Raw genomic sequence first — 14,054 nt, forward strand, 5'->3', positions numbered from 1 at the left:
CGGGATTCAGATTGCGGCACGCCGCAGGGTTTCGACCACGGGCGTGCGCAACACGCTGCGCAGCCCCCACCAGCCCGCCGCCAGCGCCAGCACGCCACCGGTCAGCCCTCCGGCCAGCGGCACCCAGGGCGAGGGCTGCCAGCTGAACTCGAAAGCGTATTTCGCCAGCGCCCAGCCGACGCCGATCGCGACCACCGAGGCCAGCACGCCCGCGAGCACCCCGACACCCAGCAGCTCGACCCGCTGCACATCGCGCAGCAGCTTCGAACTGGCCCCGACCGCACGCAGCACCGCGAACTCGCGCTCGCGCTCGCCGCGGGTGGCGGTGATGGTGGCCAGCAGCACCACCAGCCCAGCCGCCAGCGCGAAGGCAAACAGGAACTCGACCGCGCGGATCACCTGGCCCAGCACGCGCTGCACCTGCGCGATGGTCTGGCTCATGTCGACGTTGGTGATGTTCGGGAATTGCCGCACCAGGGCGTTGTCGAAGCGCTTGTCGGTCTCGGGCACGCGAAAGGCGCTGATGTAGGTCGTCGGCAGGTCGGGCAGGTGCGCCACCGGGAAGATCACGAAGAAATTGACCCGCATCGAGCCCCAGTCGACCTTGCGCAGGCTGGTGATCTTGCCTTCGACCGGCATGCCCGCCATGTCAAAGCCCAGCCGGTCGCCCAGCTTCAGGCCCAGCTCCTTGGCCAGCCCTTCTTCCACGCTCAGACCGCCCGCCTCCTCCGGCGTCCAGCGGCCCTGCACCACCTCGTTGTGCGGCGGCTTCTCGACCGTGTTCGACAGGTTGAACTCGCGCTCAACCAGGCGCTGCGCCCGGTCGGCGGCGTAGTCCTCGGGCCGCACCGGTTTTTCGTTCACGCTCACCAGCCGGCCGCGGATCATCGGATACCAGTCGAACTTCGCCACACCTCCCGCGGCGAGCGCCTGCCGGAAGGAATCGCCCTGCTCGGGCTGGATGTTGATCACGAAGCGGTTGGGCGCGTCGGGTGGTGTCGCGTTGCGCCAGCTGGAAATCAGGTCGGTGCGCAGCAGCACCAGCAGCACCAGCGCCAGCAGGCCGACCGCCAGCGAGCTGATCTGCACCACCGCGTAGGCCGGCCGGGCCGAGAGCTGGCGCGTGGCCAGCACCAGCGCGCGCGGCGCGGTCGCTTCGTTGACGCTGCGCCTCAGCACCCGGACAGCGACCCAGCTGACCAGGGCGAACACCGCCACCGCGGCCGCGAATCCGCCCACCGCGATACCACCGAGCTTGAGGTCGCGGCTGGCCGCCAGCAGCAGCACCGCAAACCCCGCCACGCCCAGCCCCAGCACCACCAGCGTCGCCGGCTTGAGCTGGCCGACATCGCGGCGGATCACGCGCAGCGGCGGCACCTGTGCCAGCTGCAGCACCGGCGGCAAGCCGAAGGCCACCATCAGCGTCAGTCCCATGCCCAGGCCCAGCAGCACCGGCCAGAGGCTCGCGGCCGGCAGCGCCGACTCCACCAGTCCGGCCAGCAGCAGCACGAACACGTAGTGCAACGCGAAACCGGCCAGCACGCCCAGCGCGCTCGCGGCCAGCCCCACCGCGATGAACTCGAAGGCATAGGCACGCGCCATCGCGCCCTGCGACAGGCCCAGCACGCGCAACATGGCGCAGTCGTCCAGATGGCGCTGCGCAAAACCGCGGGCCGCGATCGCGACCGCCACCGCCGACAGCAGCGCCGCCAGCAGGGCCACCAGGTTGAGGAATTTTTCAGCGCGCGCCAGCGTCTGCTGCATCTCGGGCCGGCCGCCTTCGAGCGACTCCAGCCGCAGGCCGCGCACGCCCGGCTTCCTGATCTCTGCCTCGGCCCAGGTGACGTACTGCTTCACCGCGGGCTCCGGGCCCGCCAGCGCCAGCCGGTAGCCGACGCGGCTGGCCGGTTGCACCAGCGCGGTCGCGGCCAGATCGGCGGCGTTGATCATGACGCGCGGCGCAAAGCTCATGAAACCCGCACCGCGGTCGCTCTCGACCACGATCACCTTGGCCAGCGTCAGGCTCGCGTCGCCCAGCAGCAGCGGCTGGCCGATCTTCAGATCCAGCGCCGACAGCAGGGCTGCGTCGACCCACACCGTGCCCGGCGCAGGAATGTCGCGCGTGGTGACTTCGGGCGCGTCCGGCCCGTCGGCCACCCGCAGGCCACCGCGCAGCGGATAGCCCGGCGCCACCACCTTGAACGCCACCAGCCGCGCCGCGCCACCGTCTTCGTCGCGCGCCCGGCCCATGGTCGGAAAACTCAGCGTCTGCACCGACTGCAGGCCCAGCGCCCTGGCTTTGGCGGCAAAAGCCGGCGGTGCCGGCTGGTCGCTCTGGATCACCGCGTCGCCACCGATCAGCGCCCGCGCATCGCGCTGCAGGCCGCCCTGCAGCCGGTCGGCGAAAAACGCCACCGCCGTCAGCGCCGCCACCGCCAGCGTCACCGCCAGCAGCAACAGCCGCAACTCCCCGGCCCGCCAGTCGCGCCACAGCGACCGCCAGCCAAGAGACCAGAAAGACACAGGAACCGTTTGCATGGGCAGACCTTACCCCAAGCGGATCACCCCAGCAGACCGCTGCGGTTTGGCGCTAGGCGCCCGCCGAAGCGCGTGACCCATTCGAGAACGCGGTGGGTCCGGCTCCGCCGGCCCGCACGCGTTGCCCCCTTGAGGGGGTGACGCGCCGCAGGCGCGGCGCGGGGGTGGGCCTTATTTCGTGCCGAAGATCCGGTCACCCGCGTCGCCCAGGCCCGGCACGATGTAACCGTGCTCGTTCAGCTCGCGGTCGACCGCCGGGGTGTAGATCGGCACGTCGGGATGCGCATCGTGGAAGGTCTTGATGCCCTGCGGGCAGGTCACCAGGCAGACGAAACGGATCGAACGTGGTTTGGTGGCCTTGAGCCGCTCGACCGCCGCCACCGCCGAATTGCCGGTCGCCAGCATCGGGTCGAGCACGATCACGTCGCGCTCTTCCATGCCGCTGGGCATCTTGAAGTAGTACTCGACCGCCTGCAGGGTGGCGGGGTCGCGGTACAGGCCGATGTGGCCCACGCGCGCGCCGGGAATCACCTGCAGCATGCCGTCCAGGAACCCGTTGCCCGCGCGCAGGATCGAGGCCAGCACGATCTTCTTGCCGTCGATCACGCGGGACTTCATGGTCTCCAGCGGCGTCTCGATCTCGATCTCGTGCATCGGCATGTCGCGCGTGATCTCGTAGGCCAGCAAGGCCGAGAGTTCGTGCACCAGCTCGCGGAAGCTCTTGGTGCTGGTGTCCTTGCGGCGCATCAGCGTGAGTTTGTGCTGGACCAGGGGGTGATCGATGATGTGGACGTCGCGGCTCATGAACGGAACTCGAAGGGGTTGGAGGCCAGCCCGGCGGCTGGCGGTGCCACGAGTTTATGCCGCCGCGGGCGGCGGCACGTCGAACACGATCCGCTCGGGGTGCGTGTAGCAGAGAAAGTGCCGGTGCTTGGCGCGACCGATGGCGCACAGGCCGACGCGCTCGGCCACGTTCAGACCCATCTCGGTGGTGCCGCTGCGCGAGATCACCACCGGCACGCCCATCTGGGCCGACTTGATGACCATTTCACTGGTCAGCCGACCCGTGGTGTAGAACACCCGCTCGCCCGCGGGAAGCGCCGGCTGCAGCGCCATCCAGCCGGCGATGGTGTCGACCGCGTTGTGGCGACCCACATCTTCCACGAACAGCTGCAGATGCTCGCCGGCGAACAGCGCACAGGCGTGCACCGAACCGGCGGTCTTGTAGGTGCTGTCGTGCAGACGGATGGTGTTGACGATCTCGTACAGCTGCGACTGCCGCAGGCGCGCCTGCGGTGGCAGCTGGATGCGGTCGACATCGTCCATCAGCCCGCCGAACACACTGCCCTGCCCGCAGCCGGTGGTGACCACCCGGCGCGCCGTGCGCTCCTCGATGCGGTCGATGCCCTGGCGCGTGACGACGGCGGCGGCGCCGACGTCCCAGTCGACGCTGATGGATTCGATTTCCTGTACCGATCCCACCAGCCGCTGGTTGAGCAGATAGCCCAGCACCAGCCACTCGGGGTGGGCGCCCAGGGTCATCAGTGTGACCAGCTCGCGCTTGTCGACGTACACCGTGAGATCGCGTTCGGCCGGAATGCGGATGCGGCTTTCCTGGCCCGTCTCATCCACCACCGAGACCTCGCGCGTCAGGTCCGCGCGCGCCTGTGTCAGGCGCGGCAGCGAAGGCCGGGGGCCGGCCTCCAGCACCGAGGCCATGACCGTGGGCAGTTCGGCCAGGTTCATGGGTCCGGGCGACCTTCGGTCAGGACTTCTTGGCCGGTGCCGCTGGCGCAGGGGCGGCCGGCACAGGGGCGGCGGGTGCCGTCGCCGCCGCGGCCGGAGCGGCTGGCGCCGGCCAGACAAACGGACCGGGGTCGGCGCACGGCGGCGTGGCCGTGGCCGGTTTGGCGGGTTTGCCGGCCGCTGCCGCGGTCTTCTGGTAGTGCGTGGCGACCTTGTCCATCGACAGGCAGAGCTTGTAGGCATCGACCTTGGCGGTGTAGGCGGTCTTGGCCTTGGCTTCGTCGGCCTTGGCCTTGGCGGCGTCGTCCAGCACGGGCGCCGGCAGCTTGGCCTGGGCAGCGACCGACACGCTGGCCAGGCCCATCCACAGAATCAGTTTCTTCATGGCAATGTCCTTGGGTCCGGTCAGGCCTGCGCAGTCGTCTGCAGCGGGGCGGGAGGTTCGGTCTTGCTGCGTTGGGCGGGGATCTTACCGGCCTGGATGTCGTCGTGCCAGAGCTCGTGGTGTTCCCGCGCCCAGGCCTCATCCACATAGCCGGTCTTCATGCCGTCGTAGGCGCCCTTGACCCCCACCGTGCCCATGTAGATGTGGCCGGCAATCAGCGCCATCATGAACACCGCGCAGGTGATGTGGATCATGTGGGCGATCTGCATGTCGCCGCGCAGGTAGAGCATGCCCGGCACCAGCTTGTCCAGGAACAGGCCGGAGCCGACCACGAACAGGCCTGGGATCGTCACGCCCCACCAGAACATGCCCTTCTCGCCCGCGTTGAAGCGGTGGGAAGGCACCTCCTTGTCGCCCAGCATGCCGCCCAGCCGGGACAGCCAGACGAAGTCGGCCGCGCTGGCGATGTTGTCCTTGATGAAGGTGACGATGACGATCAGCAGGGACACCGCAAACAGCGGTCCCACGAAGTTGTGCAGGTTCTTCAGCAGGAAGGTCAGCCAGCCGAACAGGGTGCTGCCGATCACCGGCAGCAGGAAGAACTTGCCGAAGGCCATCACCAGACCCGACACCGCCAGAAGGGTGAAAGCGCCCGCGTTGGACCAGTGCGCCGCACGCTCGAACGGCGTGAAGCGCTCGACCTTGCGGCCGGTGTCGGGCAGGTGGCCACCCAGCGGCCCCTTGGTCTTGTAGAAGATGGCCAGGGCCAGCAGCACGACAAACAGCAGCGAGCCACCGTAAGGGATCAGCCACTGGTTGCGCACCTGCCGCCAGGCCTCGCCGGCATTGGTCAGGCGCGAACCCGGGTACTGCACGAAGGGCTGGATCAGGTTGCCCGCCTCGGGCGCCTGCGTCACCGGCAGGCTGCTGTAGCCGGTCACGCCCTTGCCCACATCGCGCCACATCGGCGCGTTGTTGCCCGGCTGCACGTCGTGGCGCTCGGCGTTGGACTGCTTGGTGTAGTTCGCGTCGCTGGACGCATCGGGCGCGATCTCGAAGATGTTCGCGCTCTTGACGCCGGGCGCCGCGGCTGCGGCCGATGCCGCGGGTGCCGCGCTGGCGGCGGCTGCCGGTGCCGCTGCGGCGGGTTCGGTCTTGGTCGCCTGGGCCTGCGCGAGGCCCGGCCCACCGGCCAAGACCAGTGCCAGCGCCCAGTGCCGCCATGTCGCCAAAGGTGTCTTGCTCATGCGCGGCTCCTCATTGGGTGGCGCGGGAATACTCGTTCATGCCGTATTGGCCGCGGGCCTTGAGCTGCTGTTCCCAGCTGGCCTTGTCTCCCACCTTCCAGCCCGGCTGCTGGTACTGGCTCTTGCCGACACCGGCATAGGGTGCTTCGTCGTGGCGCGCGGCGCCACCCAGCTCCTGCGGCCGTTCGCCGCAGGCGGTCAGGGCAGCGGCCATCGCCAGCACGCCCAGGGTGGTGGTCAGAGGCTTCATGACTTGGTTCCTCCCTTGGCGGTGCCGTAGGCCGTGCCCCAGCCCCAGACCTCAGCGCCCTTGCCACGGTTGACCACGCGGCTGCGGAAGATGTCGGCCACCACGTCGCCGTCACCGGCCAGCAAGGCCTTGGTCGAGCACATCTCGGCGCAGGCCGGCAGCTTGCCTTCGGCCAGGCGGTTGCGGCCGTACTTCTCGAACTCGGCTTCGCTGCCGTGCTCTTCCGGACCGCCGGCGCAGAAGGTGCACTTGTCCATCTTGCCGCGCACGCCGAAGGTGCCCTGCGACGGGAACTGCGGTGCACCGAAGGGGCAGGCGTAGCTGCAGTAGCCGCAGCCGATGCACACGTCCTTGTCGTGCAGCACCACACCTTCGTCGGTGCGGTAGAAGCAGTTGACCGGGCAGACCGCCATGCAGGGCGCATCGCTGCAGTGCATGCAGGCCACCGAGATCGACTTCTCGCCCGGCACGCCGTCGTTGAGCGTGACCACGCGGCGGCGGTTCACGCCCCAGGGCACCTCGTGTTCGTTCTTGCAGGCGGTGACGCAGCCGTTGCACTCGATGCAGCGCTCGGCGTCACAGATGAATTTCATTCTTGCCATGGTGTCTCCTGGTCGGTGGTTTTCCCGCCGGGCCGCCCCAAGGGAAAACGCGCCCCCTCGGGGGGCAGCGCATTACACGAAGTGAAAGGCGTGGGGGTCATGCTTTCTCGACATTGCAGACCGTGGTCTTGGTCTCTTGCATCATGGTCACGATGTCGTAGCCATAGGTGGTCGCGGTGTTGATCGCTTCACCACGCACGATCGGCATCGCGCCTTCGGGGTAGTGGTCCTTCAGGTCCTGCCCCTGCCAGCGACCGGAGAAGTGGAACGGCATGAACACCGTGTGGTCGTCCACGCGCTCGGTCACCAGCGCCTGCACGTTCAACCGCGCACCGGTCGGGGTGCTGACCCAGACCCGCCCGCCGTTCTGGATGCCGCGCGCGGCGGCCACCTTGGGATTGATCTCGACGAACATCTCCTGCTGCAGCTCGGCCAGCCAGGGGTTGGAGCGGGTTTCTTCCCCGCCGCCCTCGTACTCCACCAGCCGACCAGAGGTCATGATCAGCGGGAATTTCTCGTGCACCTTGTCGTCGATGTTCTTCTGCTGCAGCGACTTGTAGAGGATGGGCAGGCGCCAGCGGTTCTTCTGGTCGTCGTGGCTCGGGTACTTGGCCACCATGTCCGGGCGGATGCCGTAGATCGGCTCGCGGTGCTGCGGGATGGCGTCGGGGAAGTTCCAGACGATGGCGCGCGCCTTGGCGTTGCCGAACGGGTGGCAGCCGTGCGCCATCGCCACGCGGATGATCGCGCCCGTGGGATCGGTCTTCCAGTTCTTGCCTTCGGCCTTGGCCTTCTCGGCGTCACTCAGGTCGTCCCACCAGCCCAGCTTCTTGAGCAGCAGGTGGTCGAACTCCGGATAGCCGGTGGTGATCTCCGAACCCACCGAGTGCGAGCCGTCTTCGGCCAGCAGGCTCACGCCGTCCTTCTCCACGCCGAAGTTGGCGCGGAAGTTGCCGCCGCCTTCCATGACGTGCTTGGAGGTGTCGTACAGGTTGGGCGAGCCGGGGTGCTTGATCTCGGGCGTGCCGTAGCAGGGCCACGGCAGGCCGAAGTAATCGCCGGTCATGTCGTAGCCGTTGACCTTGTCGACGACCTTGCCCTTGCACTTGAGCGTCTTCACGTCGAAGGCGCCCATGTTGCGCATGTGGGCCTGCAGGCGCTCGGGGCTGTGGCCGGTGTAGCCGATGGTCCAGACACTGCGGTTGATCTCGCGCAGGATGTCGTCGGGCACGGGCTCGTCCATGCCCTTGACCTTCTGCATCTTGTAGTTCTTGACCAGCTCCTTGTCGAAGCCGAGCTTCTGCGCGAACTGGTACATGATCATGTGGTCGGTGCGGCTCTCCCACAGCGGCTCGATGACCTTCTCGCGCCACTGGATCGAGCGGTTGGAGGCGGTGCACGAGCCGCTGGTCTCGAACTGCGTGGCCGCCGGCAGCAGGTAGACCGCGCGCTCGGGGTTCAGGTCTTCGGGCTTGCCGGGCATGGCCGCCATCGCCGCCGTGGCCGAGGGGTACGGGTCCACCACCACCAGCAGGTCCAGCTTGTCCATCGCGCGCTTCATCTCCAGACCGCGGGTCTGCGAGTTGGGCGCGTGGCCCCAGAAGAACATGCCGCGGATGTTCGGCCCCTGGTCGATCAGCTCGTTCTTCTCCAGCACACCGTCGATCCAGCGCGAGACCGTGATGCCGGGCTTTTCCATCGTGCCCTCGGCGTACTTGGACTTGATCCACTCGTAGTCCACGCCCCAGGCCGCGGCAAAGTGCTTCCAGGAGCCGGCCGCCAGACCGTAGTAGCCCGGCAGCGAATCGGGATTGGGGCCGACATCGGTTGCCCCCTGCACGTTGTCGTGGCCGCGGAAGATGTTGGTGCCACCACCGCTCTTGCCGATGTTGCCCAGCGCCAGCTGCAGGATGCAGGAGGCACGCACCATCGCATTGCCGATCGTGTGCTGCGTCTGGCCCATGCACCAGACGATGGTGGCGGGCTTGGCCTCGGCCAGCATCCTGGCCACCTTGGCCATCTGCTCTTCCTTGACACCGCAGGCCTCTTCCACCGCCGCCGGCGTCCACTTGGCCAGCACCTCCTCGCGCACCTTGTCCATGCCGAAGACGCGGTCGTTGATGTACTGTTTGTCTTCCCAGCCGTTCTTGAAGATGTGGTGCAGCAGGCCGAACAGGAAGGGAATGTCGGTGCCCGAGCGGATGCGCACGAACTCGTCGGCCTTGGCGGCCGTGCGGGTGAAGCGCGGATCGACCACGATCATCTTGCAGCCGTTCTCCTTGGCGTGCAGCATGTGCAGCATCGAGACCGGGTGCGCCTCGGCGGCGTTGGAGCCGATGTACAACGCGCACTTGCTGTTCTGCATGTCGTTGTACGAATTGGTCATCGCACCGTAACCCCAGGTGTTCGCGACGCCGGCCACCGTGGTGGAGTGGCAGATGCGCGCCTGGTGGTCGCAGTTGTTGGTGCCCCAGAAGCTCACGAACTTGCGCAGCAGGTAGGCCTGTTCGTTGTTGTGCTTGGACGAGCCGACGAAGTAGACCGAGTCGGGACCACTGGCCTCCCTCAGCCCCTTCATCTTGGCGGTGATCTCGTCCAGCGCCTGGTCCCAGCCGATCTTCTGGTACTTGCCGTTGACCAGCTTCATCGGGTAGCGCAGGCGGTATTCGCCGTGGCCGTGTTCGCGCAGGGCAGCACCCTTGGCGCAATGTGAACCGAGGTTGATGGGCGAGTCGAACACCGCCTCCTGCCGCACCCAGACGCCGTTCTCGACGATCGCGTCGGTCGCGCAGCCCACCGAGCAGTGGGTGCAGACGGTGCGCTTGACCTCGATCTTGCCGGTGCCGCCGGCGAAACCGCCCGACGCAGCCTGGGCCTTCTTCACCAGCGACAGCTGCGAAGCGGCGATGCCAACACCGACGCCCAGGCCGGAGCGGCGCAGGAACGATCGGCGGTCCAGCGTGGGCAAGGCGGTCGAGAGGCCGCGCTGCAGGCTCTGCACGAAGGCCGAATGCCCGCGACCGGAGGGCGCCGCGCCCGTGGATTTCTTGGTGAGCAACATCGTGGGGCTCCTCGGGGTCAGATCCGGGTGGTCTTGTAGTAGTGCTGGACGTGGTCGGTCAGGCTGTAGCCGCCGCCGCGTGTGGGTGCGGGCCGGGGCTCCTGGACGGCCAGCTCTTCCGGCTGGACCGAAGGCAGCAGCGCCGTGGCCGCGGCCGCGGCACCCGCGACGCCGGCACCCGCAAACAGGCTGCGACGGCGCAGGGCTGGTGGATCCTGGCGAGAGGGCTTGCTCATGGGCATGTCTCCTGGTTGAACGCGGTCAGCGGTGGCCCATGGCGGGCCACCTGCGGGCAAATTGCATAAGTCGATGCCGTCCGAATCTATCCCTGCACCGGGGGCATGACAAGCGTGTTTGCCTGCCCGGCTGGCCGGCGCCCGCCAGCGGCCCGCCAAGGCCGACCCGCACCGCGATCGGGGTGCCGCCAGGGAGCGGCGCCATAGCCAGAAACGTGCCACCGCCTGGCATCTGCCCGCCAATGCCCCGCCCTGCAGCGACGGTGCGCGACCGGATCGGCGGCGGCCGCGCGCACACGCCCTCATGCGTCAGCTTGTCGCGCCGTGTTGCGACAATTTGTCGCGACGCTGCGGCTGGCCGGCGGCCCTGGCCCCCGTCGCTTCCGCGCGATTAACCGAGCGAATCACTCGGCTTCGTCCGTAGAATCGCGGCGGGTGGAACCCACCCTTTTCAACGCTGCCCCCGACAAAGGCCTCGAAGGCTGGCCCGACTGGTCCATCCTGGTCGTGGACGACGAACAGGGCATGCTCAACTTCCTGGTCAAGACCCTGGCCCCGCGCTGCCACTTCGTGATGAGCGCGGGCAGCGCCGAAGAAGGCGCGGAATGGCTGCGTGGCCACCACGTCGATCTGGTCATCCTCGACATCTCGCTGCCCGGCCAGAACGGCGTGGCCTGGCTCAAGGACCTGCGCGAACAGGGCTACACCGGCGAGGTCATCCTCATCACCGCCTTTGCCGACCTGGACACCGCCATCGAGGCGCTGCGCGCCGGTGCGTCGGACTTCATCCTCAAGCCCTTCCGCGTCCCGCAGATCCTCAACGCGGTCAAGCAGTGCCACGAGCGCGCCCGCCTGCGGCGCGAGAACTACGTGCTGCGGCGCGCCGTCGCGGGCGCCCGCCGCCAGCGCGACGCCCTGGTCGGTGATTCGCCCGCCATCGCCGCGCTGCGCGCCTCGGTCGAGCGGGTCGCCGCCGTCGACAGCACAGTGCTGCTGCAGGGCGAGTCCGGCACCGGCAAGGAGCTGGTCGCGCGCGAACTGCACTCCCTCAGCGCCCGCAGCGACGGCCCCTTCGTGCCGGTCAACTGCGCCGCCGTCTCGCCCGAACTGATCGAGAGCGAACTCTTCGGCCATGCGCGCGGCGCGTTCACGGGCGCGACCCGCGCGCGCGAAGGCCTGTTCCACTATGCCCAGGGCGGCACCCTGTTCCTCGACGAAGTGGCCGAACTGCCGCTGCCGATCCAGGCCACCCTGCTGCGCGCGATCGAAGACCTGAAGATCCGGCCGGTGGGCAGCGAACAGCTGGTGCCGCTGAACCTGCGCATCATGGCGGCGAGCAACCGCCGCCTGGCCGACGAAGTCGCGGCCGGCCGTTTCCGCAAGGACCTGTACTTCCGCCTGCAGGTGGTGGAACTGACGCTGCCACCGCTGCGCGAGCACAAGGCCGACATTCCGGCCCTGGTGCAGCACTTCATGGAGCAGCTGGCGCCGGCCCTGGGCGTGCCGCCGCTGCAGATCAGCGCGCAGGAAATGGACTTCCTCGCGCAATACGGCTGGCCGGGCAATGTGCGCGAGCTGCGCAACCTGATCGAGCGCTCGCTCATCCTCGGCGCGCTCAATGTCTCGGCGCTCTACCCCGGCGAAACACCGCGCGCGCCGCGGCCGGCCAGCGCGGGCACCATGGACCTGGCGACCATGGAGAAGCTGCACATCCTCTCGGTGCTCGACTCGGTGCAGGGCGACAAGACCCGCGCGGCCGAGCTGCTGGGCGTCTCGCGCCGCACGCTGGAGCGGCGTGTGGCCGAGTGGAGCCTGGCCGGTCCCGCGTCCCTGCACGACTTCGGCCGCTGATGAAGCTGCCCACGCCCCGCTGGCTCGCCACCTCGGTGCGCAACAAGCTGCTGGCCATGGCGCTGCTGCCGCTGCTGGTGGTGTTCCCCCTGCTGGTGCTGGCGATCACGGTGTGGAGCAGCGTCACCTACGACCGCCTGCTGATCACCAAGGTGCGCAGCGACCTCGCCGTGGCGCGCGGCTACTTCGACCAGGTGCTCGCCGAAGTGGGCAGCGGCACCCGCGGCGTCGCCCGTTCGCAGCGCCTGCTGCAGGCGCTGGACGGCGCGGCACTGACGGACCGGCTCAGCGCCGACCGGCTGGAGCTGGGGCTGGACTTCCTGTTGTTCTACCGCACCGACGGGTCACGCGACACCCTGCCGGCCAGTGTCGCGACCCTGCTCCCGCCCGCCAGTGCGCCTGCGCTGCCCCGATCGGCGCAGCTGGTGCGCCTCTCGCGCGACGAGCTCGCCGCCCTCGCGCCGCAGTTGCTGCCGCGCCTGCACATCCCGCTGGTCGCCACGCGCAACGCCGCGCCCGACGCGCGCAGCATCGAAGACCGCGCCCTGGTGGTGCTGGCGCTGCAGCCCGTGCTGGACGCCGGCGGCCAGCCGCAGGGCCTGCTGGTCGGCGGCCTGCTGCTCAACCAGAACCTGGACCTGATCGACCACATCAACCGCATCGTCTACCCCGAAGGTGCCCTGCCCTTCGGCAGCGAAGGCACGGCGACGCTGTTCCTGGACGACGTGCGCATCACCACCAACGTGCGCCTGTTCCAGGACCAGCGCGCCATCGGCACCCGCGTCTCGCAGACCGTGCGCGAACGCGTGCTGACCCAGGGCCAGACCTGGCTCGACCGCGCCTTCGTCGTCAACGACTGGTACGTCTCGGCCTACGAGCCGTTGCGGGACGCCGCGGGGCAGCGCGTGGGCATGCTTTACGTCGGTTTCCTGGAATCGCCCTTCCGCTGGGTGCGCCACGCCATGCTGGCGCTCATGGGCCTGATCTTCCTCGCGGTGATGGCGGTCTCGGCATGGTTCTCGGTGCGCTGGGCGCGCAGCATCTTCCGACCGGTGCAGCAGATGAACCGCACCATGCAGCGTGTGGAAGACGGCGAGGCCGCGGCGCGCGTGGGCCAGCTGCCGGCGCGCGACGAACTCGGCGCCCTCGCAGGCCACCTCGACCAGTTGCTGGACGTGATCGACGACAAGACCACCGCCCTGCGCCGCTGGGGCGAGGAGCTGGACCACAAGGTGGCCGAGCGCACGCGCGAACTGGAGGCCAGCAACGCCTCGCTGCAGCTGGCGCAGCAGCAGCTAGTCAAGAGCGAGAAGCTCGCCGCCATCGGCCAGCTCACCGCCAGCATCGCGCACGAGATCAACAACCCGATCGCGGTCATGCAGGGCAACCTCGACCTGATCCGCGACACGCTGGGCAGTCACGCCCAGCCGGTGAAGGCCGAACTCAAGCTGCTGGACGAACAGGTCGAGCGCATGCGCCTGATCGTCACCCAGCTGCTGCAGTACGCGCGGCCCACCGAATACGCGGGTTACGTGGAAGCGCTGGACCTCAACCAGACCGTGCACGACTGCCTGGTGCTGGTGGCGCACCTGCTGGCGCAGACCCGCATCGAAGTGGCGCGCGAGCTGCGGTCCACGCAGCGCGTGGGCTTCAACCGGCAGGAGCTGCAGCAGGTCATCATCAACCTGCTCATCAACGCCATCCAGGCCATGCCGCAGGGCGGCACGCTGCGGCTGATCACCGAGGACTGGACCGACGAACACGGCGCGCGCGGCGCGCTGCTGCGCGTCGAAGACTCCGGAACCGGCCTGGCCCCCGGCGTGGCAGAGCGCCTGTTCCGCCCCTTCTTCACGACCAAGAACGACGGCAACGGCCTGGGCCTGTGGATCAGCCTGGGCCTGGTGGAGCGCTATGGCGGCGGCATCGGCGCGGGCAATCGGGTCGACGGCCAGCGCGGCGCGGTGTTCAGCGTGCGGCTGCTGACCGAGCCGCAAGCGCCAGAGGCGGTGAAGACGCGGGATGGCCGTCCCGGTGGGGGATGACCAATCCGCCGAACAGGCATGTATTCGTTCCGGTGTTCAGTTCAAGCACACGACCCCGTCCGTCGATACTTGTTCAGGATCCGTGGCAATGCCGCC

Annotated in this window: 11 protein-coding genes; 2 read left to right on the forward strand and 9 right to left on the reverse strand. The window is 68.6% G+C overall.

Annotated elements, in window-relative coordinates:
- Window positions 1-6: 6 nt before the first annotated feature.
- The 9 genes from ACS5NL_RS07760 to ACS5NL_RS07800 form a co-directional block, all read right to left on the reverse strand.
- A complete protein-coding gene (locus tag ACS5NL_RS07760; RefSeq protein ID WP_439353156.1) occupies window positions 7-2,538 on the reverse strand; it encodes an ABC transporter permease in 2,532 nt (843 codons plus the stop codon).
- A gap of 171 nt (window positions 2,539-2,709) precedes the next feature.
- Window positions 2,710-3,342, reverse strand: coding sequence for a uracil phosphoribosyltransferase (upp, locus tag ACS5NL_RS07765; protein ID WP_439353157.1), 633 nt, complete (start codon window positions 3,340-3,342; stop codon window positions 2,710-2,712).
- 54 nt (window positions 3,343-3,396) lie between these two features.
- Window positions 3,397-4,257 (reverse strand): formate dehydrogenase accessory sulfurtransferase FdhD, encoded by an 861-nt coding sequence (locus ACS5NL_RS07770; protein WP_439353472.1) that lies wholly within the window; start codon window positions 4,255-4,257, stop codon window positions 3,397-3,399.
- A gap of 46 nt (window positions 4,258-4,303) precedes the next feature.
- On the reverse strand, window positions 4,304-4,669 hold the full coding sequence (locus ACS5NL_RS07775) for a hypothetical protein (protein ID WP_439353158.1): 366 nt from the start codon (window positions 4,667-4,669) through the stop codon (window positions 4,304-4,306).
- A 20-nt stretch (window positions 4,670-4,689) separates the two neighbouring features.
- Window positions 4,690-5,916 carry a formate dehydrogenase subunit gamma gene (locus tag ACS5NL_RS07780; RefSeq protein ID WP_439353159.1) on the reverse strand — a complete coding sequence of 409 codons (1,227 nt, stop codon included), beginning with the start codon at window positions 5,914-5,916 and terminating at the stop codon, window positions 4,690-4,692.
- A gap of 10 nt (window positions 5,917-5,926) precedes the next feature.
- On the reverse strand, window positions 5,927-6,166 hold the full coding sequence (locus ACS5NL_RS07785; protein WP_439353160.1) for a hypothetical protein: 240 nt from the start codon (window positions 6,164-6,166) through the stop codon (window positions 5,927-5,929).
- Window positions 6,163-6,768, reverse strand: a complete 606-nt coding sequence (gene fdh3B / locus ACS5NL_RS07790) for a formate dehydrogenase FDH3 subunit beta (RefSeq protein WP_439353161.1) — start codon at window positions 6,766-6,768, stop codon at window positions 6,163-6,165. Before fdh3B ends, ACS5NL_RS07785 begins: the two co-directional genes overlap by 4 nt.
- Before the next feature lie 97 nt (window positions 6,769-6,865).
- Window positions 6,866-9,829: a formate dehydrogenase subunit alpha gene (locus ACS5NL_RS07795; protein ID WP_439353162.1), complete on the reverse strand. Its 2,964-nt coding sequence runs from the start codon at window positions 9,827-9,829 to the stop codon at window positions 6,866-6,868.
- A 17-nt stretch (window positions 9,830-9,846) separates the two neighbouring features.
- Window positions 9,847-10,065 carry a formate dehydrogenase gene (locus ACS5NL_RS07800; RefSeq protein ID WP_439353163.1) on the reverse strand — a complete coding sequence of 73 codons (219 nt, stop codon included), beginning with the start codon at window positions 10,063-10,065 and terminating at the stop codon, window positions 9,847-9,849.
- 435 nt (window positions 10,066-10,500) lie between these two features.
- On the opposite strand from ACS5NL_RS07800, the gene ACS5NL_RS07805 reads away from it, so the two are divergent.
- Together ACS5NL_RS07805 and ACS5NL_RS07810 are read left to right on the forward strand one after the other, a co-directional pair.
- The gene (locus ACS5NL_RS07805) at window positions 10,501-11,916 is read left to right on the forward strand and encodes a sigma-54-dependent transcriptional regulator (protein WP_439353164.1); all 1,416 of its coding nucleotides are present in this window, start codon (window positions 10,501-10,503) and stop codon (window positions 11,914-11,916) included.
- On the forward strand, window positions 11,916-13,958 hold the full coding sequence (locus tag ACS5NL_RS07810) for a sensor histidine kinase (protein WP_439353165.1): 2,043 nt from the start codon (window positions 11,916-11,918) through the stop codon (window positions 13,956-13,958). Before ACS5NL_RS07805 ends, ACS5NL_RS07810 begins: the two co-directional genes overlap by 1 nt.
- The last annotated feature ends 96 nt before the right edge of the window (window positions 13,959-14,054 follow it).

This window comes from Hydrogenophaga sedimenti (genome assembly GCF_051857515.1).
Taxonomy (GTDB): domain Bacteria; phylum Pseudomonadota; class Gammaproteobacteria; order Burkholderiales; family Burkholderiaceae_C; genus Hydrogenophaga.